The organism is Streptomyces sp. NPDC040405 (genome assembly GCF_055595765.1).
Map to the genome: position 1 here is coordinate 414,491 of NZ_JBVIVI010000009.1, position 23,751 is coordinate 438,241.

The 23,751-nt window shown below is 72.0% G+C and carries 21 protein-coding genes and 2 riboswitches; of the genes, 11 read left to right on the forward strand and 10 right to left on the reverse strand.

Going from position 1 to position 23,751, the window contains the following annotated elements; genetic code table 11:
- The first annotated feature begins 32 nt into the window (after positions 1 to 32).
- Entirely contained in the window at positions 33 to 737 is a 705-nt protein-coding gene (locus tag ACZ59A_RS33230; protein ID WP_470966450.1) for a pyridoxamine 5'-phosphate oxidase family protein, read from the forward strand.
- A gap of 11 nt (positions 738 to 748) precedes the next feature.
- Here ACZ59A_RS33230 and ACZ59A_RS33235 read toward each other — a convergent pair whose 3' ends face one another.
- Positions 749 to 1,804, reverse strand: coding sequence for an EamA family transporter (locus tag ACZ59A_RS33235; RefSeq protein ID WP_470966452.1), 1,056 nt, complete (start codon positions 1,802 to 1,804; stop codon positions 749 to 751).
- 32 nt (positions 1,805 to 1,836) lie between these two features.
- Entirely contained in the window at positions 1,837 to 2,364 is a 528-nt protein-coding gene (locus tag ACZ59A_RS33240; RefSeq protein ID WP_470966454.1) for a Clp protease N-terminal domain-containing protein, read from the reverse strand.
- A gap of 235 nt (positions 2,365 to 2,599) precedes the next feature.
- Here ACZ59A_RS33240 and ACZ59A_RS33245 point away from each other — a divergent pair, with 235 nt between their 5' ends.
- Together ACZ59A_RS33245 and ACZ59A_RS33250 are read left to right on the forward strand one after the other, a co-directional pair.
- Positions 2,600 to 3,217: an HAD domain-containing protein gene (locus ACZ59A_RS33245; protein WP_470966457.1), complete on the forward strand. Its 618-nt coding sequence runs from the start codon at positions 2,600 to 2,602 to the stop codon at positions 3,215 to 3,217.
- Between the two features lie 4 nt (positions 3,218 to 3,221).
- The gene (locus tag ACZ59A_RS33250; RefSeq protein ID WP_470966459.1) at positions 3,222 to 3,650 is read left to right on the forward strand and encodes a type II toxin-antitoxin system Rv0910 family toxin; all 429 of its coding nucleotides are present in this window, start codon (positions 3,222 to 3,224) and stop codon (positions 3,648 to 3,650) included.
- Here ACZ59A_RS33250 and ACZ59A_RS33255 read toward each other — a convergent pair.
- Complete coding sequence (locus ACZ59A_RS33255) at positions 3,647 to 4,279, reverse strand: PadR family transcriptional regulator (RefSeq protein ID WP_470966462.1); 633 nt, start codon at positions 4,277 to 4,279, stop codon at positions 3,647 to 3,649. The two genes, ACZ59A_RS33250 and ACZ59A_RS33255, sit on opposite strands and share 4 nt — an antisense overlap.
- 290 nt (positions 4,280 to 4,569) lie before the next feature.
- Here ACZ59A_RS33255 and ACZ59A_RS33260 point away from each other — a divergent pair, with 290 nt between their 5' ends.
- The 3 genes from ACZ59A_RS33260 to ACZ59A_RS33270 are packed head-to-tail and all read left to right on the forward strand — an operon-like array spanning position 4,570 to position 8,739.
- The gene (locus ACZ59A_RS33260; RefSeq protein ID WP_470966465.1) at positions 4,570 to 6,810 is read left to right on the forward strand and encodes an MMPL family transporter; all 2,241 of its coding nucleotides are present in this window, start codon (positions 4,570 to 4,572) and stop codon (positions 6,808 to 6,810) included.
- A gap of 4 nt (positions 6,811 to 6,814) precedes the next feature.
- Positions 6,815 to 8,050 carry a sensor histidine kinase gene (locus tag ACZ59A_RS33265; RefSeq protein WP_470966467.1) on the forward strand — a complete coding sequence of 412 codons (1,236 nt, stop codon included), beginning with the start codon at positions 6,815 to 6,817 and terminating at the stop codon, positions 8,048 to 8,050.
- Positions 8,047 to 8,739 carry a response regulator transcription factor gene (locus ACZ59A_RS33270; RefSeq protein WP_470966470.1) on the forward strand — a complete coding sequence of 231 codons (693 nt, stop codon included), beginning with the start codon at positions 8,047 to 8,049 and terminating at the stop codon, positions 8,737 to 8,739. The genes ACZ59A_RS33265 and ACZ59A_RS33270 overlap by 4 nt, the downstream gene beginning before the upstream one ends.
- 6 nt (positions 8,740 to 8,745) lie before the next feature.
- On the opposite strand, the gene ACZ59A_RS33275 is transcribed toward ACZ59A_RS33270, so the two are convergent.
- The gene (locus ACZ59A_RS33275) at positions 8,746 to 9,969 is read right to left on the reverse strand and encodes an FAD-dependent monooxygenase (protein ID WP_470966472.1); all 1,224 of its coding nucleotides are present in this window, start codon (positions 9,967 to 9,969) and stop codon (positions 8,746 to 8,748) included.
- A complete protein-coding gene (locus ACZ59A_RS33280; RefSeq protein WP_470966475.1) occupies positions 9,966 to 11,360 on the reverse strand; it encodes an MFS transporter in 1,395 nt (464 codons plus the stop codon). The genes ACZ59A_RS33275 and ACZ59A_RS33280 overlap by 4 nt, the downstream gene beginning before the upstream one ends.
- Before the next feature lie 271 nt (positions 11,361 to 11,631).
- On the opposite strand from ACZ59A_RS33280, the gene ACZ59A_RS33285 reads away from it, so the two are divergent.
- Positions 11,632 to 12,447: a PhzF family phenazine biosynthesis protein gene (locus tag ACZ59A_RS33285; RefSeq protein WP_470966477.1), complete on the forward strand. Its 816-nt coding sequence runs from the start codon at positions 11,632 to 11,634 to the stop codon at positions 12,445 to 12,447.
- 19 nt (positions 12,448 to 12,466) lie between these two features.
- On the opposite strand, the gene ACZ59A_RS33290 is transcribed toward ACZ59A_RS33285, so the two are convergent.
- Together ACZ59A_RS33290 and ACZ59A_RS33295 are read right to left on the reverse strand one after the other, a co-directional pair.
- Positions 12,467 to 13,279, reverse strand: coding sequence for a CPBP family intramembrane glutamic endopeptidase (locus ACZ59A_RS33290; RefSeq protein ID WP_470966480.1), 813 nt, complete (start codon positions 13,277 to 13,279; stop codon positions 12,467 to 12,469).
- Positions 13,280 to 13,295: 16 nt separating this feature from the next.
- Entirely contained in the window at positions 13,296 to 13,553 is a 258-nt protein-coding gene (locus ACZ59A_RS33295; protein ID WP_470966562.1) for a hypothetical protein, read from the reverse strand.
- Between ACZ59A_RS33295 and ACZ59A_RS33300 the strand changes: the two genes are divergently transcribed.
- Positions 13,491 to 15,308, forward strand: a complete 1,818-nt coding sequence (locus ACZ59A_RS33300; RefSeq protein ID WP_470966554.1) for a substrate-binding domain-containing protein — start codon at positions 13,491 to 13,493, stop codon at positions 15,306 to 15,308. The genes ACZ59A_RS33295 and ACZ59A_RS33300 overlap by 63 nt on opposite strands.
- Positions 15,309 to 15,320: 12 nt before the next feature.
- Here the strand turns inward: ACZ59A_RS33300 and ACZ59A_RS33305 are convergent, their stop codons facing one another.
- A complete protein-coding gene (locus tag ACZ59A_RS33305) occupies positions 15,321 to 16,823 on the reverse strand; it encodes a glutamate-cysteine ligase family protein (protein WP_470966483.1) in 1,503 nt (500 codons plus the stop codon).
- A gap of 458 nt (positions 16,824 to 17,281) precedes the next feature.
- On the opposite strand from ACZ59A_RS33305, the gene ACZ59A_RS33310 reads away from it, so the two are divergent.
- Both ACZ59A_RS33310 and ACZ59A_RS33315 read left to right on the forward strand, forming a co-directional pair.
- Positions 17,282 to 17,869 carry a hypothetical protein gene (locus tag ACZ59A_RS33310; protein ID WP_470966485.1) on the forward strand — a complete coding sequence of 196 codons (588 nt, stop codon included), beginning with the start codon at positions 17,282 to 17,284 and terminating at the stop codon, positions 17,867 to 17,869.
- A gap of 269 nt (positions 17,870 to 18,138) precedes the next feature.
- Positions 18,139 to 18,345, forward strand: coding sequence for a DUF5999 family protein (locus tag ACZ59A_RS33315; RefSeq protein WP_468044941.1), 207 nt, complete (start codon positions 18,139 to 18,141; stop codon positions 18,343 to 18,345).
- 92 nt (positions 18,346 to 18,437) lie between these two features.
- Here ACZ59A_RS33315 and gcvP read toward each other — a convergent pair whose 3' ends face one another.
- The gene (gene gcvP, locus ACZ59A_RS33320) at positions 18,438 to 21,344 is read right to left on the reverse strand and encodes an aminomethyl-transferring glycine dehydrogenase (RefSeq protein ID WP_470966488.1); all 2,907 of its coding nucleotides are present in this window, start codon (positions 21,342 to 21,344) and stop codon (positions 18,438 to 18,440) included.
- 62 nt (positions 21,345 to 21,406) lie between these two features.
- A riboswitch (glycine riboswitch) is annotated at positions 21,407 to 21,534 on the reverse strand.
- Positions 21,535 to 21,632, reverse strand: a riboswitch (glycine riboswitch). It lies immediately after the preceding riboswitch.
- A 127-nt stretch (positions 21,633 to 21,759) separates the two neighbouring features.
- Between gcvP and ACZ59A_RS33325 the strand changes: the two genes are divergently transcribed.
- Positions 21,760 to 22,077 carry a PRC-barrel domain-containing protein gene (locus tag ACZ59A_RS33325; RefSeq protein ID WP_470966490.1) on the forward strand — a complete coding sequence of 106 codons (318 nt, stop codon included), beginning with the start codon at positions 21,760 to 21,762 and terminating at the stop codon, positions 22,075 to 22,077.
- A gap of 83 nt (positions 22,078 to 22,160) precedes the next feature.
- On the opposite strand, the gene ACZ59A_RS33330 is transcribed toward ACZ59A_RS33325, so the two are convergent.
- Complete coding sequence (locus ACZ59A_RS33330) at positions 22,161 to 23,699, reverse strand: DNA polymerase IV (RefSeq protein ID WP_470966493.1); 1,539 nt, start codon at positions 23,697 to 23,699, stop codon at positions 22,161 to 22,163.
- Positions 23,700 to 23,751: the final 52 nt, after the last annotated feature.

Genomic DNA, 23,751 nt, shown 5'->3' on the forward strand with positions numbered 1-23,751 from the left:
CACAGTTTGCACTAGTGCAATGGAGAACGCAAATGAGTGCGACCACCGAGCCGCCCGCCGAACGGCCCACCGGACCGGACGACACCGTCTACGCCGCGACCGACCGCACCACCCCGACCCGCGCCCGGGAACGCGCCTCGTACGACAAGGACGTGGTGCACGCGATCCTCGACGAGGGGTACGTCTGCCACCTGGGCTTCATACGCGACGGCGCCCCGGTCGTCCTGCCGACCCTCTACGCCCGGTCCGGGACCCGTCTCTACGTCCACGGCTCGTCCGGCTCACGCCCGCTGCGGATGGCGGGCGCCGAGGATCCGGGGCTGCCGGTGTGCCTCACGGTCACGCACCTCGACGGCCTGGTGCTCGCCCGCTCGGCGTTCCACCACTCGCTCAACTACCGCTCGGTGGTGGTGCACGGCACCGCCCATCAGGTGCGCGACGGGGCCGAGCGCGCGGCGGCGCTCGACGCGATCGTGGACCATGTGGTGCCGGGCCGGGCCGCGGACTCCCGCCCCGCGAACGCGAAGGAGCTGGCCGCCACCGCCGTGCTCCGCCTCGACCTCGACGAGGTCTCGGCCAAGATCCGCACCGGCGGCCCCAACGACGAACCCGAGGACATGGCGCTTCCGTACTGGAGCGGCGTGGTCCCGGTCGCCCGGACCTACGGCGCGCCGATCCCCGCGGACGACCTCGCGCCGGGCACGGCCGTACCCGGCTATCTCGCGTCGCTGAGCTAGCGGGTGATGCGCTACGGAGCCGGGTCCCCGGGGCGGCCGTTCGGGGGCTCGTTCGCCGCCGCGCGGCGGTGCCCCGTCTCGGACGCGGCGGGCGCGGGCGCGGCGGGGGACGGCCCCGCCGCCACCGGCTCCGCCTGCGCCGCCTTCGGTGCCGACGTCTGCGCGATGAGCGCCCCGGCCAGCACCACCACACCGCCGACGACCTGGGCCGTGCCCAGGTGTTCGTCCAGCAGCACCCAGGCCAGCACCGTCGCGACGACGGCCTCCAGACAGGCCACCACCCCTGCCACCTGCGGCGACAGCCGACGTACCGAGAGCACTCCGGTGAGATACGCGACCACCGTGGCGACCAGCACGATCCAGCCCAGCAGCAGCACCGCTGGCACCCGCGTGCCCGCGAGGTCGGCCTGCCCGGTGAGCACCGGCCAGTCCACCTCCCACGGCCGGGCGATCACCGTGAGCGTCGCGGCGCCGATCAGCAGCCCGTAGGCGATGACGCCGAGCGGATCGGCCGCGTCCTCCCCCTCACTGCCGTGGTCGGACAGGACGAAGTAGCCCACCTGGCAGCAGGCCGCGCCGAGCGCGAGCACCAGCCCCAGCGCGTCGAAGCTCAGCCCGGACCACACCTCCACCACACACGCGAGCCCGCCCACGGCGAGGACGACGCCGACCGCCGCCGACCGGCTCACCGGCCGCCGCTGGACGAACCGGACCCAGCCCAGCACCAGCGCGGGCGCGAGGTACTCGACGAGCAGCGCGACCCCGACCGGGATGCGCGAGAGCGCGGCGAAGTAGAACGCCTGGACGCCCGCCACGGCCAGCAGGCCGAAGCCCAGGAGCAGTCCGGGGCGGCGCAGCGGCAGCCGACGGTGCCGCCAGACCAGGGGCAGCATGACGAGGGCCGCGCCCGTCACCCGCAACCAGGTGACCTGCAGCGGCTCGAGCCCCGCCCCGATCAGCGGTTTGGCGGCGACGCCCGAGCCGCCGAACGCGAGCGCCGAGACCAGGGCGAGCCCCAGACCGACACCCCTTCCCCGATCATGGCGCCGGCCTTGGGTGCTGTGCATCGGGCCATCATGTCAGCCGGACGTCAGGACCGTCACCCCGTTTGCAACTGGCACGGTTCGCCGTCCAGCGCCGTGACCAGCAGATCCACATCCACCCCGGCCCGCCGCAGCACCTCCGCGGCCCGGCACTCCCGGTCGTACGTCAGCGCGGCGAGGAGGTCCGGGCCCTCGGCGAGAAGCACGCCCCGCGCCGCGGCGCGCCCGACCGCCGCCGCCATCGCGGCCGCGGACGCCGGGGACCAGCCGGGCACCTCGTCACCGGCGCCGGTCGCGGAGGTCTCGACCGTGCCGCTCCACCGGAGTCCGTAGCCGATGGTGCGCTGCGCCAGATAGCCGAGCAGCCGCACCACTTGGGGCGGGCCGCCGGCGAACGCGTCCCACACCCGCGGGTCGTTCTCGACCAGGGTGTGCAGCAGATGGGCCGTGTCGAGCTGTTTGTCCCCGTCGCGTACGGCGCGCCGACGGGCTCCCGTGGCCACGGCGGTCAGCCGCTCGCTCAGCCGGCCCTCGAACCCGGCACCGGCCGAGTCGGATGAAGCGGAAAGGGTAGGACTTCGCACGCTCTCACCCCATCAGTCCCTTGAGGCCGAAGCGTCCTCAGCGGGAAGCATGTGCGGATCCCACGGTAGTTGGGCACCGATGACCGGAAATCATCCTCGAGGAGGAGAGAACCCGGCCTTTCTCCCGACTCCGAAACCCCTCGAAACTCCCGCGGCACGCAACCGTCGCGGCCCCGGGCGCCGTCCCCCACTCACAACCGCGTCTTTCCGCCGCACAGTGCCGCCAAGGAGTCCTATGACCGCCCGGCCGCTGCTCTTCCTGGACATCGACGGCGTCCTCAACCCGGTCCTGCCGACCGACGGGTTCACCGCCTACCACATCCTCGACTTCACCGTCCTCCTCTCCGCCACCCATGCCGACTGGCTGCGCGAGCTGTCCTCCACCTACGAACTCGTCTGGGCCACGACCTGGGAACACCACGCCAACCGCCATATCGCGCCACTCCTCGAACTGCCCCAGCTCCCGGTCGTGGAGTTCACCGGCTACCAGCCGCGGCCGGACGATCCGAAGCTGCCGGTCCTCGACCTCTTCACGGGCCGCAAATGGGCGCCGATCCTGCGGTACGCCGCGGGCCGCCCGTTCGCCTGGGTGGACGATGTGATGCCGGAGCGGCTGGTGTCCCGGTCCCGCCTGCGGCGCGACCGGCTGCTGCTGCCCATCGACCCCGCGCACGGGCTGCGCCGGGAGCACGTCGACCGGCTGCTGGCACGCCCGCCCCGGGCGCGCCGCCTCCAGCGGCTGCGGCCGCGCTCCGCCCGAGGACCGGGAACTGATGTCCCGTCAGCGTTGAATGTTCCACGCGGCGGGGCTACGGTGCTCAGCCCCGCCGCCGGACGCCCGGAAGGGACATAGCCCCATGGCCGAGGTCAGCGCGCAGACACGCATCGAGGCACCGGCCGAGAAGGTATGGGACCAGCTCACGGACTTCTCCGCGTACGGCGACTGGAACGTCACCCACACCGGCTTCCCCCAGGGCGCCCCCGCCTCGCTCGAGACCGCGGCGACCTACCAGGAGAACATGAAGCTGATGGGCTTCCCCGCCGAAGTGACCTGGACCGTCGAGGAGTACACACCCGGACGGGTGCTCGCCACCCGGGGCAAGGGCCCGATGGGCGTGAACCTCGCCATGCGCTACACACTGACGCCGGACGGGGACGCGACGACGGTCCGCGTCGACGGCGATTTCACGGGGGCGGCGGTGTCCCTGATGGCCGGAAAGCTCAAGGACTCGGCGACCGCGGCACTCAGCGAGTCGCTGCGCAAACTCGCCGCCCTGGTGACCTAGCCCGCCTCCCCGTCATCCTCCTCGGCGAGGATCAGATACAGCCGCTTGCGCGACTCGTTGATGACCGACAGCGCCTTCTGCCGCTGCTCGGGACTGCCCGTCTTCCAGACCTGTGCGAACGCCTCCATCAGCCCGAACCCGGCCTGCCGGACCTCCTGCATGGCCTCCCAGTCGATGCCGCGCCCGGCCTCTTCCCACGGAGCCTGCGGCCCCGCCTCGACCTCGGTGCGCCCGGCCTCGGTGAGCGCGTACAGCTTCTTGCCGCCGTCGCTCTCGCTGCTGATCATCCCCTCGTCCTCGAGGAGCTGCAGCGTCGGATAGACCGAACCGGGGCTCGGCTTCCACGCTCCCCCGCTGCGCTCGGCGATCTCCTGGATCATCTCGTAGCCGTGCATCGGCCGGTCCCCCAGCAGCGCCAGGATCGAGGCGCGCACGTCGCCCCGCCGCGCCCGCCCACGACGCCCGCCGCCACCACGCCCCCGCGCGCCGAACGGAGGCCCCCCGAAGGGCGGCCCACCAAACCCGCCAGGCCCGGGCCCGAACGGCCCGAAGGCCGCCCGCCGCTCCTCGAAGTCCCCCCGGTCGCGCCGACCGGGTCCGCAGTACTCATGCCCACGGTGATGCCTCATCGTGACGCTCCTTTCATTGTCGATCCATCACGATGGCTCAACGATATATCGGAACCGATCGGATGACAAGACTGTTCTGCTGAGCGCGCGGTGCTGCCGAGCGTGGCGCGGGGATGGCCTCGTCCCGGCCTGTGGTGCGTGGGCACCAGGACATGTGAGGGGCTGGTCCGGGTGCACCAGGGGAAGACGGCGGCGGGGGACGATGTCCGGCGGGGCGCCGGGCGGAAGGGTGGGAGGCGCGTGAATCTCGCGCATTCCCCTTGCCTCGCGGCGTCTGGAGTGATCGACAGGTGGCTACCTTTCTTTACCGGGTCGGGCGGTGGGCCTTCCGGCGGCGTCGGCTCGTGAGTGGTGTGTGGCTGGGTGCCCTGGTGCTGGCCGTGGTCGCCGCCGCCGTGGCACCGAGCGGGGAGGAAGAGGAACTCTCCATGCCCGGCACCGAGTCGCAGAAGGCGTTCGACCTGCTGGACGAGCGCTTCCCCCAGGGCAACTCGCAGGGTGCCGAGGCCCGCTTGGTGTTCCGGGCCCCGGACGGGCAGCGGGTGACCGCCGGGGAGAACAGGGCGGCCGTCGAGGACACGCTCGGCTCGCTGGACGGGGGCGATCAGGTCGCGTCGGCCACCGATCCCTATGAGACCGGCGCGGTCAGCGAGGACGGCACCATCGCCTACTCCACGATCACCTACACCGCGGACACCGTCGACCTGACCGAGCCGACGAAGAGCGCCCTCGAGGACGCCGCGAGCCAGGCCCGGGACGCGGGGCTGACCGTGGAGACCGGCGGCTCGGCCCTGGACTCGGAGGAGGAACCGGGCGGTACGACGGAGCTCATCGGCGTGATGGTGGCGGCGGTGGTGCTGATCCTCGCCCTCGGATCGGTGGCCGCGGCCGGATTGTCGCTGCTGACCGCCTTCCTGGGCGTGGCCATCGCCTTCGGCCTGGTGTCCGCGCTGGCCGTTCCGCTGGGTCTGACGTCCACCGTCGCCATCCTGGCGCTGATGCTGGGGCTGGCGGTCGGCATCGACTACGCGCTCTTCATCACCTCCCGCTTCCGCGACGAGCGCGCCCGGGGCGGCGAGCCGGAGGAGGCCGCCGGTCGGGCGGTGGGCACGGCCGGGTCCGCCGTCGTGTTCGCCGGTGCGACCGTCTTCATCGCCCTGGTCGGGCTGGGGGTCGCCGGAATCCCCGAACTCACCAAGATCGGCATGGGCGGTGCGGGCGCCGTGGCCCTTGCCGTACTCGTCGCGGTGACCCTGGTCCCCGCGCTGTTCGGCTTCTTCGGCCATCGCGTGCTGTCCCGCGCCGTCCGCAAGGCCGCCCGGCCAGAAGGCGGGCACCCGGTGCCCACCCCGGCCGATCGGCCCGGGCTCGCCGTCCGCTGGGCGCGGCTGGTGCTGCGTCGGCCGGTGGCCGTGCTGATGATCGCCGGACTCGGCCTCGGCGCGGTCGCCTTACCGGCGCTGAGCCTCGGACTCGGGCTGCCCGGAGACGAGTCCAAGTCGGTGGAGACCACCCAGCGCCGCGCCTACGACCTGCTGTCCGACGGCTTCGGCCCCGGCTTCAACGGCCCGTTGACCGTGGTCGTGGACACCTCGAAGTCCGCGGACACCCGGGCCACCACGGACCTGGTCGTCAAGACCGTACGGGGAGTCGACGGGGTCGCGTCGGTCGGTGATCCGGTCCTCAGCCGGACCAAGGACACGGCCGTCCTCACCGCCGTCCCGCGGACCGCACCGAACAGCGACGAGACCAAGGACCTGGTGCATGCGATACGGAACGCGGCCTCCGGCGTCGAGGCCGACACGGGCGCCGCCATCCTGGTGACCGGCACCACCGCGATGAACATCGACATCTCCGAAGCCATGTCCGACGCCCTCATCCCCTATCTGACCGTGGTCATCGGCCTAGCGATACTCCTGCTGATGGTGGTCTTCCGCTCGGTCCTGGTCCCGGTCAAGGCCGCGCTCGGTTTCCTGTTGTCGGTGGGTGCCGCCTTCGGCGTCCTCGTCGCCGTCTTCCAGTGGGGCTGGGCGGCGGACCTGCTCGGCATCGAACAGACCGGACCTGTCATGTCGCTGATGCCGATTCTCATCGTCGGCATCGTGTTCGGCCTCGCCATGGACTACGAGGTCTTCCTCCTCACCCGGATGCGGGAGGCATACGTCCATGGCGCGTCCCCCGGCGAGGCGATCGTCAACGGCTTCCGGCACAGCGGACGCGTGGTGGCCGCGGCGGCGATCATCATGATCAGCGTGTTCGCCGGATTCGTCGGGATGAGCAGCCCGACCATCCAGACGATGGGCGTCGGTCTGGCCTCCGCCGTCCTCTTCGACGCCTTTGTGGTCCGGATGGCGATCGCCCCCGCGGTCCTGGCACTTCTCGGCCACCGGGCCTGGTGGCTGCCCCGTATCCTGAACCGCGTGCTGCCGAATGTGGATATCGAGGGTGAGGACTTGAGCAAGCACGTCCCGGCCTCCGCGAGCGAGCCGGACACAGCGGCGGTGCCGCGGCTCCCCGTCGGCAGGACTTGAGGCCATGACGAACACGGGTGGCGGTCACCCGCGACCACGCGGCACACGGTGGCGGGAGGCAGCGGTCACGGCGGCGGCGTTCGCGCTCTGTCTGCTCGGCGGCGTCGTACGCGACGACGGCACCACGCTGTCGCCGCCGCCCGCCGCCGCCTACCTCATCGCCGTGGCCTCCTGTGCCGTGCTGCCGGTACGGCACAGGGCGCCCCTGACCGCCATGGCGGTCACGACCGCGGGCGGCATGCTGGTGCCGTTCGTCGGCCTCCTGCTGAGCCCGCTCATCGTGGCCCCCGCCGTGATCACCGCCTACTCGCTCACCGCGCGCACCGAACGGCACGCGGTGAGCGCGGTGTCGCTCACCTCCGTGGCGCTGCTGGTCGCCTCCACCCCCTTGTTCGGGACCCTCTCGTGGAAGGACGCGAGCAGGGTGGGAGCGGTGGCGGCGTTCCCGCTGGTGGCCGGCGTACTCGGTCACTCGGTGCACAACCGGCGGGCCTACCTGGCGGCCATGGAGGAGCGGGCCCAGCGGGCCGAGCAGAGCCGGGACAGCGAGGCGCGCCGCAGGGTGGCCGAGGAACGGGTACGCATCGCCCGGGAGCTGCACGACCTCGTGGCCCATCAGATCACCCTGGCCAACGCGCAGGCCACGGTCGCCGCCCACCTCTTCGACGCCCGCCCGGAGCAGACCCGCAAGAGCCTCGACGAGCTCGTCGAGACCACCAGCGACGCGCTCGACGAACTGCGGGCCACGGTCGGTCTGCTGCGTCAGTCCGGGGACACGGCCGCGCCCGCCGAACCGGCGCCCGGGCTGTCCCGCCTTCCCACGCTCCTCGCGTCCTTCCGCCGCGCGGGCATGGAGGTGACGGTGCACCAGGAGGGCACGGCCAGGCCGCTGCCACCGGGAGTGGACCTCACCGCCTACCGCATCATCCAGGAGGCCCTGACCAACGTGACCAAGCACGCCGGGACCGATACTGCCCGGGTACGCCTCGAATGGAACCGCGAGCGCGTGGCCATCACCGTCGCCGACGACGGACGCGGCGCCCGTACGACGACGGCGGCCGCGGACCGTCCGCCCGGTTACGGTCTGATCGGGATGCGTGAACGTGCCACCGCGGTCGGGGGACGGCTCTCCGCGGGCAGGCGCCCGGAGGGCGGCTTCCTCGTCTCCGCCGAACTGCCCCTCCCGCCCGCCAAGGACACGGCGCGGAGGACCGGCGGAGAGGCCGGGGACGCGCCGTGACGCTCCGCGTGCTGCTCGCCGACGATCAGGCCCTGCTGCGCGGGGCCTTCCGGCTGCTCCTCGACACCGCCGACGACATCACCGTGGTCGGCGAGGCCGCCGACGGCAGGGAGGCGGTGAGACTCACCCGGGAGCTGCGCCCGGACGTGGTGATCATGGACATCCGTATGCCCGAGGTGGACGGTCTCACCGCCACGGCGGAGATCTGCGCGGACCCGGAACTGCGGGCCAGCCGCATCCTGATCCTCACCACGTACGAGACCGACGAGTACGTCGCCCAGGCGCTGCGCGCGGGGGCCGGTGGCTTCATCGGCAAGGGCATCGGGGCCGAGGCCCTGCTGGACGCCGTGCGGACGATCGCCGACGGCGACACTCTGCTGTCCCCCGCCGCCACCCGCTCCCTGGTGTCCCGTTTCCTGGCCACACCGGACGCCTCCCCCTCGCACCACCCCGAACAGCTCGCCGTGCTCACCCCGCGCGAACGCGAGATGGTGGCTCTGGTCGCGACCGGCCTGTCCAACCAGGAGATCGCCGAGCGGATGTTCCTCAGCCCCTTCACCGTCCGCGCCCACGTGCAGCGCGCCATGACGAAGCTGGAGGCCCGCGACCGGGCGCAACTCGTCGTCATCGCCTACCGGACGGGCCTGGCCCGCGCCGCCCCCGACGGCGGCGCGGACCGGCTGTCGTAGCGAAGGTCACGGCGTCGGGGCGAGCTCGGGCAGCGTCAGCGCCGAGTACGCCGGCCGAGCCGGGGAGGAGGGCATGGTGACGAGGCCGCGCAGCATGGCGTCGCGTCGCTCCAGGGCCCCCGCCGTGGTGGGGAAGAGCGTGGCCGCGCCGTTGTCGACCAGTGCCTGATTGACGGCCACGAACTCGCGAACGTCGCGTTCGTACGCCACGAAGGCCGCGGTGTGGTTCCGGTTCGTGGCCAGGGAGTTGGCGAGCATGTAGGCACCGACCAGCGCGAGGCTCGAACCTTGTCCGGTGAGGAACGAGGGTGCGTACGCGGCGTCGCCGACGAGCGCGACGCGGCCGCCGGACCAGCGGGGCATACGGATCTGACCGGCCGTGTCGAAGAACAGGTCATCCGCGTCGCGCATGGCGCCGACCATGCCGGGGACCTCCCATCCCGCGCCCGCGAAGGCCGTGGCGACCAGGTCCCGCTGGGCGTCGGGGTTCCGGAGGGCGTCGATCGGCGGTTCCGGCCGGTGGAAGGTCAGGAAGGCGTGCAGCTCGTCGCTGTCCCCGACGGCGTAGAGGGCCGCGGCCTTCCCCGGGGTGTTCCACAGCACCACCTCGTGGGAGAGCCCGAAGGTGTTCGGCATGGTGAAGATGGCGAAGCAGTAGCCGAGGTAGCGGTGGAACCGTTCTTCGGGGCCGAACAGCGACTCCCGGGTACGCGAGTGCATTCCGTCGGCGCCGACCACCAGGTCGAACGTACGCTGTCGCCCGCTGTGGAACGTCACGTCGGCCCCCTGTGCGGACTGGTCGAGGGTGTCGATGGAGTCGTCGAACAGGAATTCCACGTCGTCGCGGACTCCCGCGTAGAGGGCCGCGGCCAGATCCCCGCGGCGCACCTCGAGGTCCTGTCCCTCGGCATCGCCGACGATGGCGGCCGGGCTGACCGAGGCCACTTCCCCGCCATCGGCGTCGAGGAAGGTGCAGCGACGCGAGTCGATGTGCGCGTCCCGCAGTCGCGGCAGTATCCCCATCCGCCGGACCACCTCCGTCGCGGTACCGCGGATGTCGATCGGGTAACCACCGTCGCGCAGCGAACCGGCCTTCTCCACCACGGTGACCGCGCACCCGGACCGGTGCAGCCAGTACGCCAGCGCGGGTCCGGCGATGCTGGCCCCGGAGATCAGGACTCTGCGCTTCATGGTCGTAATCGTGTCCATCGACAGACCGTTGGGTGTCATGCCCGGGCTCCTTGCTTCGTGATACGGACGACGAGCAGCGACAACGCGGCGACGAGGCCGACGACGGCGAAGCCTGTGACGAAGGCCGATTCGGTCGGCTGGCCCGTCATCGGGTCGGCCCCGGCGGCGAGGATCGCGCCGCCCACCTGAGCGCCCACGGCGACGCCGATCACGCGTGTCACCACGAGCAGGCTGGTGGCGATGCCGGTGTCCCTGGTCTCGACGGTGGTGGCGGTGCTGGCGAGCAACGCGGTGGTACCGACGCCCGCGGCGAACGCGGTCAGCACCTTCGCGAGGACGAGCTGCCATTCCGCGGTGTGCGCCGACGCCAGGGCGAGCATCGTGGCCGCAGTGACGACGGTGCCCACGATGACCACGGCACGCGGACCAAAACGCCGCGCCGCGACCCCGCCGACCGAATCGCTGACCGCCCCGGCGATGGCGCCGGGCAGCAGGAACAGCCCGATGTCGGTGGTGCTGGCCCCGAAGCCGTACCCGTCGGCCGATACCGCGAACAGCTGCGGGAGCAGCAGGATCACCATCCCGGAACCGGTGGTGATGACGAAGGTGAGCACGCACGCATGCCACATCTCGGGCTTCGCCAGCATGCGCAGATCGACCATCGGCGAGGCCGCCCGGCGCTCGACGGCGACCCATCCGGTCGCGAGGGCGGCCACAACCACCCCGAGGGCACCGACCGCGAGCGGCGGCAGGGCGTCGTTGGTCACCGTCACGAGCCCGAGCATGAACGCGAGCAGCGTGCCGCTCAGCAGCACCACACCGGGCCAGTCGATCCCGTCGTCCGAGGGGATCGGCGGATCATGCGGCATCAACCGGATCACGGCCAGCGTCATCGCGATGATCGTGATCGTCGGCAGCGCGAACATCCCATGCCACGACAGCGCTTCCGCGACCGGCCCGGCGATCAGCGTGCCCACCATGCCGCCGCCCGTGAACAGCGCGACGACCAGCCCGATCGCCACCTGTGACTCTCCCGTCGGGAGGTGTTTGCGCACCAGGATGAACGAGAGGGGCAGCGCGCCCACCATGACGCCCTGCAGTACCTGGCCGAGCAGCAACACCGGCAGGTTCGGCGCCAGGCTGGCCAGCAGACCACCGGCCGAGACCACGGCCATCAGCCAGATCAGCACCCGCTTTCCGCCGTAGCGGTCGCCGAGCTTGCCCGCGACGGGTGTGACGACGGCGCCGGTGATCAGTAACGTGTTGCCGACCAGTGCCCCTTCGGCAGGGCTGACCCCCAGCTCACGTTGGAGCAGCGGGAGCGCGGGCTCCACCACCGACTGCAGGGTGCCGAGGGCGAGTGCCAAGATGCCGAGGGCACCGATCGACAGTCTCCCGATGCGGACCGGAGAAACCACAGTTGCGGACATAGGTGTCCTCTTCCTCGTGGGTTGCGGGCAGGTGCGCGGACCTTCTTGAGGTGCGCCGCGCCGACATACGTCGGCGCGGGATTCGCGCACCTCCCACACTTCCTTCCGGCGCCCCGCCGGGCATCGTCCGCCGCCGCCGTCTTCCCCTGGTGCGCCCGGACCAGCCGCTCAGGTGTCCTGGTGCCCGCGCACCACGGGCGGGCACCACGGCGGGCCACCGTTAGGGGATTGGCCGTGGCCCGGCGGTCCGCCCGCCGCCTACGGTCGGGGCATGCGGATACGTATCGTCGACGCCTTCACCGACCGCCCCTTCGCCGGAAACCCGGCGGGAGTCGTCCTCCTGGACGGCGAGACCTTCCCGGACGACAGCTGGCTCCAGGACGTCGCCGCCGAGGTCAACCTCTCCGAGACCGCCTTCGCCCACCCGCTTCCCGAGGGGGCCGAGGCCGACTGGGCGCTGCGCTGGTTCACCCCGGCCACCGAGGTGAGCATGTGCGGCCATGCCACGCTCGCGACCGCTCATATCCTGCGTACGACGGGCGCCGCGACCGGCACCGTACGGTTCGCCACGCTCAGCGGGGTGCTCTCCGCGAGCGGCGACCCCGGCGGCACGATCACCTTGGACTTTCCGACCGCCCCGCTGACCGAGACCCCGGTCGCGCGCGAGGTGACCGACGCCCTCGGCACCACGGTCCTGTCCGCCCGGGACACCGGCCCCCAGGTCGGCGATCTGCTGGTGGAGCTGGCCGACGAGAAGGCCGTACGGGCACTCACCCCCGACTTCGCGGCGCTCGGGCGGCTCGTCAAGCGGGCCGTCATCGCGACCGCGCTCCCCGACGACCCCGCCTGCAGCCATGACTTCGTCTCGCGCGTCTTCGCGCCCGGCGTCGGCATCGACGAGGACCCGGTGACCGGCAGCGCGCACACCGCGCTCGCGCCCTTCTGGTCCGCCCGGCTCGGCCGCGACGAGCTGACCGGACTCCAGGTCTCCGCCCGCACCGGGCTGGTCCGCACCACGCTGCGCGGCGACCGTACGCTGCTGACCGGCCGGGCCGTCACGGTCATCGACGGGGAGCTGCTGGTCTGAACGGCCCGCCGGGGGCGGGTCAGGCGGTGGGCAGCCAGCCCACCTTGCCCGCCAGCAGCGAGTAGCCGACGAACGCCACGATGTCGATCAGCGCATGCGCGGCGACCAGCGGCCCGACCCGCCCCCACCTGCGGTAGAGCAGGACGAAGACGACGCCCATCGCCATGTTGCCGAAGAAGCCGCCGATGCCCTGGTAGAGGTGGTACGAACCGCGCAGCACCGAGCTGGCCAGCAGCGCGGCCATCGGGGTCCAGCCCAACTGCCCGAGCCTGCGCAGCAGATAGCCGACCACGATCACCTCCTCCAGCACGGAGTTCTGCACGGCGGAGACGATGAGCACGGGCAGCTTCCACCACACCTCGGGCAGCGCCTCGGGCACCACCGTCAGATTGCCGCCGACCGCCCGCGCGCCCAGGTAGAGCAGCAGTCCGGTGCCGCCGATGCCCGCCGCCACCGCGGCGCCCCACGCCAGGTCGGAGCGCGGCCGGGTGCGGTCGAAGCCGATCGCGCGCAGCCCGGCGCCCTCCCGCAGCAGCAGATGGGCCACCAGCGCGACCGGCACCAGCGCGGTCGCGATCCCGAACAGCTGCCAGGCGAGGTCCAGCCAGGGACGGCCGGGCGCCTGGGAGGCGTTGAGGGTGGCCGCCTGGTCCTTGAGCCCGCCGGGCTTGGTCACCGAGCCGATGAAGCTGATCAGCGCGGACAGGGCGCTCGCGCCGAGCGACAGCGCCAGCACGAGCAGCGTCTCGTTGCGCAGCATCCGTCGCGGCAGGTGGCCCTCGATCGCGGGCAGTTCCGTCCCGCGCCCCTCTGACTGCACTCCTGCCTCCACTTCCGCTCTTCATACCTCATCGGCGCGCCCGCCCCGCTATGGTCTCGAAAACACATCCGAGATCGCGCACGAGCAGGCCGGGCCGGGCGCCGTCCACTGGCGCGCCGTCCCTCCTGACAGCGTCATCTTCCAGGAGAGACAGATCGCCATGGGACGCCACAGCCAGCCCGACGAAACCGACGGTCCCGACTACTCCGGCATATTCGATGCCATGGACCGCGCCGATCACACCGGTCACTCGGATCACACGGATCGCTCCGGGCGCATCGATCACTCCGCACCGGACAATACGGGGTCCAGACCGGGCACGTCCTCCCGACGCCGGACCGTGGCGATCTCCACAGCGCTGGTGCTCGCCGTCGCGACCGGCGCCGTGGTGGTCTTACGCGGCGGGCTGCTGCCCTCCGCCGAGTCCTGCCGGAGCAACGCGGTGCGGCTCACCGTGGCCGCGTCGCCGGACATCGCCCCGGGCTTACGCACCGTGGCCGACCACGCCCGGAGGGCGGGCATCCGGTCCGACGGCCGCTGTCTGGACGTGAAGATCGCCAGTCGCCCGGCGTACGAGGTCGCGAACGCGCTCGGCAGCGCGGACCGCGGCCCGGGGTTCCAGGTGTGGGTGCCGGACTCCAGCGTCTGGGTCGAACGCGCGGCCACCTCCCCGGTCAGCGCCGCGCCCCTGGACACGCTCGGCGGGATCGCGTCCTCCCCGGTCACGGTCGCCACCACTTCCACCGCGGCCGGACAGCTCAACTGGCCGCGGAAGACCTACAACTGGGCGCAGCTGGCCGAGGCGGGAACCGGCGGCAGCCCGCGGCTGGGCACCGCCGACCCGGCGCGCAGCGCCACCGGGCTGCTGGCCCTGGCCCGGATCAACGGGTCCATCGCGAAGGCGGGGGCGGCCGACGGAAAGGCCGCGACCGATACGCGCGCCGCGGCCAACGCCAAGCTGCTGTCCCAGCGGGCCGCCACGACGGACGCCGCCCTGCTGAAGACGCTGCCCCGGCGCAACCAGGCGGTGGTCCTGTCCGAACAGGCCGCCTTCACCCACAACGCGGAGGCCGACGACGCGTCCCGCCTCGACCTGTTCTATCCGAAGGACGGCACGGCCGAGCTGGACTACCCGTACACCGTGCTCAACGACCGCGGGCTGACCACCGTGCGGGCGCGCGCCGCCACCCGCTTCATGACGCTGCTCACCGACTCCCGCGGCCGCCGGGCCCTCCGGACGGAGGGCTTCCGGACGGCGGACGGCACGGTCAGCGAGCCGGTGGCGCAGGCCGCGGGCGGCCGCACGCCGCAGCCGTACGCGGTGACGCCCTCCCCCGGGCCCTCCGCCCGGGAGGTGGAAGCGGCCCTGGGCATGTGGACCATCACGGTGCAGAGCGCCCGGCTGAACACGGTCGTCGACGCCTCGGCCTCGATGAGCGATCCGGTGCCGGGCCGTCCCGGGCAGAGCCGGATGGACGTCACCAAGGCATCGCTGCGGCAGGCCCTCGCGCGCTTCACCGCCCGGGACGAGATCGGGCTGTGGGAGTTCTCCACCGAGCTGGACGGCGACCGGGACTACCGCGAACTGGTCGCGGCCCGCCGCCTTGAGGCGCGCACCCCGGACGGAACCGGCCAGCGCGAGGTACTGGCAGCCGCCTTCGACGCGCTGAAGCCGCTCCCCGAGGGCTCGACCGGGCTGTACGACACCACGCTGGCCGCCTACAAGAAGGCCCAGGAGACCTTCGCACGCGGCAAGTTCAACGCCGTAGTACTCCTCACCGACGGCACCAACCAGGACCCGGGCGGCATCTCGCGCCCCGCGCTGGTGAAGGAGCTGACGCGGCTGGTCGACCCGGACCGCCCGGTACCGCTCATCGCCATCGCGGTAGGCCCCGACGCCGACCAGTCCGCATGCCGCGAGATCGCCCGGGCGACCGGCGGATCGGCCCAGCGGGTGAACGACCCCGCGCAGATCAACTCGGCCATGCTCAAGGCCATCGTCGCCGCGGGCGAGGCCGGCGCACCGGACTTCCAGCCCTAGGGACTGTCCGCATCAGGCCGAGAGATCGGCGGGCCAGGTGTGGACCGGGGCGTCCGTCCGCATCAGGGCGCAGTAGCGGCGGGTCATGGCGGCGAGCGCGGCGTCCCGCCCCAGCCCGCTGTCCCGTGCCCGGTGGTAGGTCGCGGCCTGCCAGGACGCGCCGTTGACGCGCAGGGCGCAGCGCTGTTCGATCACGCCGAGGTAGCGGTCGCGGTCGGCGGGTTCGACGCCCCAGGCGTCGAGTCCCGCGGCGGCCAGCGGCAGCAGTTCCTCGCGGACCAGCCGCACGGCGGGGGTGCGTGCCAGGGACGAGGAACGGCCGGGCTTCGGCCATTGCAGGACCGTGTCGATGCCATGGCGGCACGCGGCGTCGAAGTTGGCCGCGGCCGCGCTGAACGGCAGCCGGGTCCACACCGGGCGGGGCTCCTCGGCGAGCGCCCTGACCAGCCCGTAGTAGAAGGCGGCGTTGGCGATGACGTCGGTGACGGTGGGGCCCGCGGGCAGCACCCGGTTCTCCACCCGCAGATGCGGCACGCCGTCCACGACCTGGTAGACGGGCCGGTTCCAGCGGTAGATCGTGCCGTTGTGCAGCACCAGCTCCTGGAGGTCCGGCACGCCGCCCTCGTCCAGGATCCGCAGCGGCTCCTCGTCGGCGCCGGTGGACAGCAGCGGGGGGAAGTAGCGCAGGTTCTCCTCGAAGAGCTGGTACGCGTCGGTGATCCAGCGCTCGCCGAACCAGGTGCGCGGCCGCACCCCCTGCGTCGCGTATTCCGGTGCCCGCACATCGGTGGCCTGGAGGAACAGCGGCGGGCGGGATTCGCGCCACACCTCGCGGCCGAAGACGAAGGGGGAGTTGGCGCCGATGGCGATCTGCACGGCGGCCACGGCCTGCGCCGCGTTCCACACGGCGGCGAAGCGTCCGGGGGTGACCTGGAGATGCAGCTGTACGGAGGTGCAGGCGGCCTCGGGGGCGATGGTGGCGCTGGCGTAACTGATGCGCTCCCGGCCCTCGATATCGATGAGGAAATCCTCGCCTCGGGCGGCCAGCATCTGTTCGTTGAGGAGTTTGTAACGGTCGTCGTAGGACAGGTTGGCCGATCCGAGATCCCGGGCGGCCAGCGTCGGCAGAATTCCGATCATCACGATCTCGGAGGACACCTCGCGCGCCTTGCGGTCGGCATATGACAGCCCCGTTCGCAGCTCTTCCGAGAGCTGATCGAGAACCCTCCCGTGCAAACGGTGCGGCACGATGTTTACTTCAAGATTGCACTGTCCGAGTTCCGTCTGAAAATCGTGACTCGCGATGCGCTCCAGAACCTCTGTGTTCATCATCCTCGGCAGCCCGTCGGCGCCTGCGAGATTCAGCTCGATCTCCAGCCCCATGAGATTCTTCGGGCGGTCGAACCGCTTGTCGGCCAGGAGCCGGGACAGCCCGTCGAGGCACTGCCGCAACCGTCCGCGCTGCCGCTGCCGACCCGACGGGTCGAACTCACCGGCTACGACCTTCTCCCCCATCGGAGCTACCTCCTTGAGTGGATCATCGGCGCCCGTACCGCGCACACCACGCTCGATGATGCCCGCCAATGTGATCGATAACGCCCCGCGCGGCCCGCCCAGCCGGTAGGCTCTCAACAGTGGCGCATTGCTCCAGGAAATCGGATCGGTGGGATCCAGCCTACCGCGGCGCGGGTAAACCGCCAGGTCATATCCGTGCATCCAGCACCGAATCGGGGGAAATCCCCGCGTCCGCATGGACCGGAAATCACCTTGTGCGCAATATCGGGGACAGCTAGCCGAAACACGGCCGGAACATGAGTCGTATAAACTCGCTTTACGAGGCAGAGAGATAACGCCCGGACAGTTCGTCCCGGCCCCCTCTGACCCGCGTACCGATCTACGTACACCGACAGCGCGCGCCCCTACCCTGGCCCGCTATCGCTCCACCGTGTCTCCGAAGTGAGAGGCGACCCACCATGCCGCTGCTCGTGCCCCCGGCCCCCGCGCCCGCCCTGCGCAGCGTCCTCACGGCCCTTGGTTCCCCCACCGCTGTCCGCGAGGTGCGCACCCCGGCACTCAGCTCCCTTTCCGGCCCCTTCGAACCCGAACTCCCGCTCCCCGTCCACGTCCTGGACGACATCACCACACCAGCCGGTCCGCCGCAGGTCAGACTCACCGGCTGGCGCTTCATGCTCCGCGACGGCGACCGCACGGTGGCCGCCGCCGAGGCCATGCTCACCGCCGACGGCTGGGCCTTCTCCCACTTCTCCGAGGGACCGTACGTGGCCTCGGCCGAACTCGCCCTGCGCCAGGCCGAGTCGCTGCCCTCGGCATACCAGCCGCGGCTGCTGTCCATCCCCGAGCTGTACATGGTCGCGCTGTGGCTGCACGGCGACCCCGGCGCGGACGCCGCCGAGGGCGGCATCGGGACCGGGGACCTGCTGGTGCCGCTCGCCCCGGCACCGCCCGGCATCGCGGCCCACCACCCGCATCCCGCGGCCGATCTGCTGCCGGTGCTCACCCATCGGCTGACGTCCGCCAAACTGCTGGGCTCGCCTGCCTGACCTGGCCCTTCGGCGACAGGTGGAGCGCCCCGTGACCCACCGGGTCACGGGGCGCCGCGCTACGGGCGGGTAACAGTCCCGCCAGGATGAACCGTCCGGTCGGGTGATGCGTCATCATCTAGCAAGAACCGGTGCCGTGAAATCCCTGCGGAATCCGTGCCGCGGGGCAACACTGGGAGCAACCAACCGACATGTAACGGGGGGCGGCCAACATGAACGCCGCAGCGAGCAGCAGGACATACACCTCACCGCAGCGAAAGAACCTCGCCATGTGCCAGCATCAACCACCGTGCCCGTCAGCCGACTCCGCCGACCGGGAGGCCGCCCATCTCGTGGCGCACCATCCGGAGCAGGGCTGGAGCCTGCTGTGCAATGGTGTCCTGCATTTCGAGGACACCGGTGAGCTGCTGCCGGACGGGCGCATCATCGCCCCGTGCCGACCGCTCGCCACCGAGCACGTCGTGACCGCCGCCTAGGCCGACCACCTAGAGGCGTTGGCATCACCAGGGCCCGGCCCGGCGAATTCATCCGCCGAACCGGGCCCGTCGTTGTGTTCACACGCGCGCGCTCAGCCCTCGTACGACTCCATCGGCGGGCACGAGCAGACCAGGTTGCGGTCCCCGAACGCGCCGTCGACCCGCCGCACCGGCGGCCAGTACTTGTCGGCGGCCGAGACTCCGGCCGGGAAGACCGCCTCGTCCCTGCTGTACGGGTGGTCCCACGCCCCGCTCAGCGTCGCGGCCGTGTGCGGCGCGTTCCGCAGCGGGTTGTCTTCCTTGGTCCACTCCTCCGAGCCGACCTTGTCGATCTCCGCGCGGATCGCGATCATCGCCTCGCAGAACCGGTCCAGCTCCGCCAGGTCCTCGCTCTCCGTGGGCTCGATCATCAGCGTCCCGGCGACCGGGAACGACATCGTCGGCGCATGGAATCCGTAGTCGATCAGGCGCTTGGCCACATCGTCGACCGTGACTCCGGTCGCCTTGGTGAGCGGCCGCAGATCCACCACGCACTCGTGCGCCACCAGCCCGCCGGGCCCGGTGTAGAGCACCTGGTAATGCGGCTCCAGCCGCTTGGCGATGTAGTTCGCGCCGAGCACCGCGGCCTGGGTCGCGCGGCGCAGCCCCTCGGCGCCCATCAGCCGGATGTACGACCAGGAGATCGGCAGGATGCCCGCCGATCCCCACGGCGCGGCCGACACCGGGCCGACGCCGGTGGCCGGGCCCGCGGCGGGCTGCAGCGGGTGGTTGGGCAGGTACGGCGCGAGGTGCGCGCGCACCGCGACCGGGCCGACGCCCGGACCGCCGCCGCCGTGCGGGATGCAGAACGTCTTGTGCAGGTTCAGGTGGGAGACATCGCCGCCGAACCGGCCGGGCTCGGCCAGCCCGACCAGCGCGTTGAGGTTGGCGCCGTCCACGTACACCTGGCCGCCCGCGTCGTGCACGGCCGCGCAGATCTCGGTGATGTGCTCCTCGAACACGCCGTGGGTGGACGGGTAGGTGACCATGAGGACGGCCAGCTGGTCGCCGTACTGCTCGATCTTGGCGCGCAGGTCGGCGGCATCCACCTCACCATCCTCGCCGGTCTTGACGACGACGACCTTCATGCCCGCCATGACGGCGCTGGCCGCGTTGGTGCCGTGCGCCGAGGACGGGATCAGGCACACCGTCCGCTGGGGCTCGCCGTTGGCCCGGTGGTACGCCCGCACGGCCAGCAGCCCGGACAGCTCGCCCTGCGACCCGGCGTTCGGCTGGAGGGAGACCTTGTCGTAGCCGGTGACATCGGCCAGCCGCTCCTCCAGCTCGCGGATCAGCGTCAGATAGCCCTGCGCCTGCTCGACCGGCGCGAAGGGGTGCAGCGCGCCGAACTCCGGCCAGGTGACCGGCTCCATCTCGGTGGTCGCGTTGAGCTTCATGGTGCAGGAGCCGAGCGGGATCATGCCCCGGTCCAGGGCGTAGTCGCGGTCGGCCAGCCGCCGCAGGTAGCGCAGCATCGCGGTCTCGGAGCGGTACTGGTGGAAGACCGGATGGGTCAGGTACGCGTCCGAGCGCAGCAGCTCCGCGGGCAGGGCGTCGGCCGACGCGGCGTCCAGCTCGTCGATGCCGGGAGCGCTGCCGCCGTCCCCGCCGTCGACACCGAAGGCGGACCATACGGCGGCCAGCTGGGCGCGCCCGGTGGTCTCGTCGCACGCGATGCCCACGTGGTCCGCGTCGGTCAGCCGGAGGTTGACCCCGGCCTCCCGCGCGGCGGCCACGACATCGGCGGCCTTGCCGGGGACGCGCGCGGTGAGGGTGTCGAAGAAGCCGCCGTGCACCACCTCGACGCCGCCCGCCCGCAGCCCCTCGGCGAGGACGGTGGCGTAGCGGTGGGTGCGGCGGGCGATGCCCGCGAGCCCGTCCGGGCCGTGGTAGACCGCGTACATTCCGGCCATCACCGCGAGCAGGACCTGCGCGGTGCAGATGTTGCTGGTGGCCTTCTCGCGGCGGATGTGCTGCTCGCGGGTCTGCAGCGCCAGCCGGTACGCCTTGTCGCCGTCGGCGTCCACCGAGACCCCGACGAGGCGGCCGGGCAGGCTGCGGGCGTGGGCGGCGCGCACGGCCATGAACCCGGCGTGCGGACCGCCGAAGCCCATGGGCACACCGAACCGCTGGGTGCTGCCGACCGCGATGTCCGCGCCCAGCTCACCGGGCGAGGTGAGCAGGGTGAGCGCGAGCAGGTCGGCGGCGACGGTGACGATGGCGCCCAGCTCATGGGCCCGCTCGATGACCGGGCGCGGATCGCGCACCGCGCCGGAGGCGCCCGGGTACTGGAGCAGCACGCCGAAGACACCGCGCTCGGCGATCTCGTCCGGGATGCCGTCGGTCAGATCGGCGACCACGACCTCGACGCCGGTCGGCTCGGCGCGGGTCTCGATGACCGCGATGGTCTGCGGCAGACAGTCGGCGTCGACCAGGAAGACGCCCTCCTTGACCTTGCCGACGCGGCGCGACAGCGCCATGGCCTCGGCGGCGGCCGTGGCCTCGTCCAGCAGCGAGGAACCGGCGGTGTCCAGGCCGGTCAGATCGGCGACGACGGTCTGGAAGTTGAGCAGCGCCTCCAGCCGCCCCTGGGAGATCTCGGGCTGGTACGGGGTGTAGGCGGTGTACCAGGCGGGGTTCTCCAGGACGTTGCGCAGGATCACCGGCGGGGTGAAGGTGCCGTAGTAGCCGAGGCCGATCATGGACGGCAGCACCTGGTTGCGGTCGGCGAGGGCGCGCAGCTCGGCGAGCACCTCCGCCTCGCTGCGGGCCGGGGGCAACCGCAGCGCCTCCGCGCTCCTTATGACCTCGGGTACGGCGGCGGCGGTCAGCTCGTCGAGGGAACCGAAGCCGACCTGGGCGAGCATCTTGGCCTGCGCTCCGGCGTCGGGGCCGATATGCCGCTGCTCGAATGGAGTACCGCGCTCCAGATCGGCGAGCGAGATGCGATGGGTGGTCATCTGCGGGGGCCTCCTGGTCTGCTACGACCGGCGAGGGGCACCGCGGTGCGGGTGCCCGGATGGCCTCCCCCTCTGTCATCTCAACCTGAGAGCTTCACCGGTCCATAGGTGCCTGACCGGCTTTCACCGTCGGTGAGGAGGGGTTCCGGAGCGTGTGCTCCCCGTGGCCCGCCCTGCTTTCCAGAGTGACCTCGCCCGCACGGTACGTGTGCCTGAGAGATTCCGGGGAGGATTTGCTCCTTCGGCGCCCCCGACACCATTGTCGAAGGACTCTCCCGCACGGGGTCTGCAGCCACAGCCAGCGTACCAGCGCGTCTGTCGCTGGGGGATTGGCAGAACGATGCTCGAGTGGCCGCATACGGGGATGTGGCTTTTGGTAGGTATCACTGGACCACCGCCACCTGTGGGAGAGAGCGTGCAGACGGACATCGACCCGCGGACCCTGATCGGCCGCAAGGCACTCGACCGCGAGGGCGCCAAGATCGGCACGGTGGACGAGGTCTACCTCGACGACGCCACCGGCGAGCCGGAGTGGGCGGCGGTACGCACGGGCCTGTTCAGCCGGGACGTCTTCGTACCGCTCGAACCGAGCGAGGTCGTCGGCGACACGCTGCGGGTCCCGTACGACCGGGCGCTGATCAAAGACGCCCCGGACCTCGGCGTCGGCCGCCACCTCTCCCCGGAGCAGGAGCTGCAGCTGTACCACCACTACGGCCTGGACGTAACCGGCTGACCCCACCCCGCTCCGCCGCCGAGTCTGCAGAAGCCCGGCCCTTACCCGGCGCACCGCCCCGCTCCTGGCCCCCGCCCGGCAGGTTAGCCGACGCTTCGCTGACGCCCCGGCGCGCCGCTCACCCCCTGGCTCCCGCCCGGCGCGCCGCCCGACGCTTCGCTCCCGCCCGGCGCGGCGCCCAGCCCCTCGCTCCCGCCCTGCGCGCCGCACGGCGTATCGGCGTCCTCGGGGGGTCGTACCAGGGGGAGCGGGTCGCCCGGTTTCAGGTCCGGGTCGTCCACGGCGAACGTGCGCACCCGGCCCGGTGCCGACCAGGGCAGCTCGAAGCGCACGGTCACCCGCCCCACGCCGCTGCCCTGTACCCAGCCCGCCCCGTACTCGGCGTGGCGCACGTCGAGCCCCGGCAGCCAGGTCCGCGGCCTCCCGGCGCCCTCAGGGGCCTCTGAGGCGCCCGGGCTCTCCGGCTCGGCAGCCTGGGAGCCCGAGGCCCCGTCCGGCTCCTCCAGGGCCTCGTGGGCGGCCTGGGCGGCCTCCGCCGCCTGCGCCGCCTGCGCGGCCTGGGCGAACAGATCCTCCTGCGTGTAGTCCGCGAGACCCGACACGCCCACCCCCAGCAGCCGCACGCCCGCCGTCGTTTCCACCCCGTCGATCAGCCGCGCCGCGGCCTCCTTGACCACGCCGGGGTCGTCGGTGGGCCCGCGCAGGGTCTCCGAACGGGTCAGCGTCGAGAAGTCGTACCGCCGCACCTTGATCACGACCGTGCGCCCCGAGCGGCCCGCCTCCCGCAGCCGCCGCACACAGCGGTCCGCCAGCCGCGCCACCTCCAGCTGCACGCGGGTGCGGTCGGTGAGGTCGACGTCGAAGGTGTCCTCCACCGATATGGACTTGGCGTCCCGCTCGGCGACCACCGGCCGCTCGTCCCGCCCGCTGGCCATCAGGTACAGCGACGTCCCATGTGCCCGGCCCAGGAGCCGGACCAGCTCGGCCTCGCCCGCCTCACGGGTCTCGGCGACGGTGTGGATGCCGACGCGGCGCAACGCCTCCGCGGTGGCCGGGCCGACGCCCGGCAGGGTACGCACCGGCATCGGATCCAGCAGCTCCCGCTCCGTGCCGGGCTCGATGACCGCCATACCGTCCGGCTTGGCCTGCTCGGACGCGATCTTGGCGAGCATTTTGGAACCGGCCAGGCCCACCGAGCCGGTCAGCCCGGTCACGGCGCGGATCTCGGCCCGCAGCCGCTCCCCCACGGCCCGTGCCGCCGCCACCCGGGCCTCCGTGCCACCCGCCTCCAGGTCCACGAACGCCTCGTCCAGGCTCAGCGGCTCCACCAGCGGCGACAGCGCCCGCAGCAGCCCCATGACCTGGTCGCTGACCTGGCGGTAGAGCGAGAAGCGGGGGGTGAGGTAGGCCGCGTTCGGACAGAGCCTGCGGGCCTGCGCCATCGCCATGGCCGAGTGCACCCCGAACACCCGGGCCTCGTACGACGCCGTGGCCACCACCCCGCGCGGCCCGAGGCCCCCCACGATCACCGGTTTTCCGCGCAGGCTGGGCTTGGCCGCCTGCTCCGCCGAAGCGTAGAAGGCGTCCATGTCCAAATGCAGAATCGTCGGCGCACCCCTCACAGGTCCGATGCTGCCGCACGCCACTGACAATGGGCGGACCGGCACCGCCCGG

Coding starts and splice junctions, on each gene's coding strand:
- ACZ59A_RS33230 (WP_470966450.1), top strand. CDS start 33: ATGAGTGCGACCACCGAGCCGCCCGCCGAACGGCCCACCGGACCGGAC.
- ACZ59A_RS33235 (WP_470966452.1), bottom strand. CDS start 1,804: ATGCACAGCACCCAAGGCCGGCGCCATGATCGGGGAAGGGGTGTCGGT.
- ACZ59A_RS33245 (WP_470966457.1), top strand. CDS start 2,600: ATGACCGCCCGGCCGCTGCTCTTCCTGGACATCGACGGCGTCCTCAAC.
- ACZ59A_RS33250 (WP_470966459.1), top strand. CDS start 3,222: ATGGCCGAGGTCAGCGCGCAGACACGCATCGAGGCACCGGCCGAGAAG.
- ACZ59A_RS33255 (WP_470966462.1), bottom strand. CDS start 4,279: ATGAGGCATCACCGTGGGCATGAGTACTGCGGACCCGGTCGGCGCGAC.
- ACZ59A_RS33265 (WP_470966467.1), top strand. CDS start 6,815: ATGACGAACACGGGTGGCGGTCACCCGCGACCACGCGGCACACGGTGG.
- ACZ59A_RS33275 (WP_470966472.1), bottom strand. CDS start 9,969: ATGACACCCAACGGTCTGTCGATGGACACGATTACGACCATGAAGCGC.
- ACZ59A_RS33280 (WP_470966475.1), bottom strand. CDS start 11,360: ATGTCCGCAACTGTGGTTTCTCCGGTCCGCATCGGGAGACTGTCGATC.
- ACZ59A_RS33285 (WP_470966477.1), top strand. CDS start 11,632: ATGCGGATACGTATCGTCGACGCCTTCACCGACCGCCCCTTCGCCGGA.
- ACZ59A_RS33300 (WP_470966554.1), top strand. CDS start 13,491: ATGGACCGCGCCGATCACACCGGTCACTCGGATCACACGGATCGCTCC.
- ACZ59A_RS33305 (WP_470966483.1), bottom strand. CDS start 16,823: ATGGGGGAGAAGGTCGTAGCCGGTGAGTTCGACCCGTCGGGTCGGCAG.
- ACZ59A_RS33310 (WP_470966485.1), top strand. CDS start 17,282: ATGCCGCTGCTCGTGCCCCCGGCCCCCGCGCCCGCCCTGCGCAGCGTC.
- ACZ59A_RS33315 (WP_468044941.1), top strand. CDS start 18,139: ATGTGCCAGCATCAACCACCGTGCCCGTCAGCCGACTCCGCCGACCGG.
- gcvP (WP_470966488.1), bottom strand. CDS start 21,344: ATGACCACCCATCGCATCTCGCTCGCCGATCTGGAGCGCGGTACTCCA.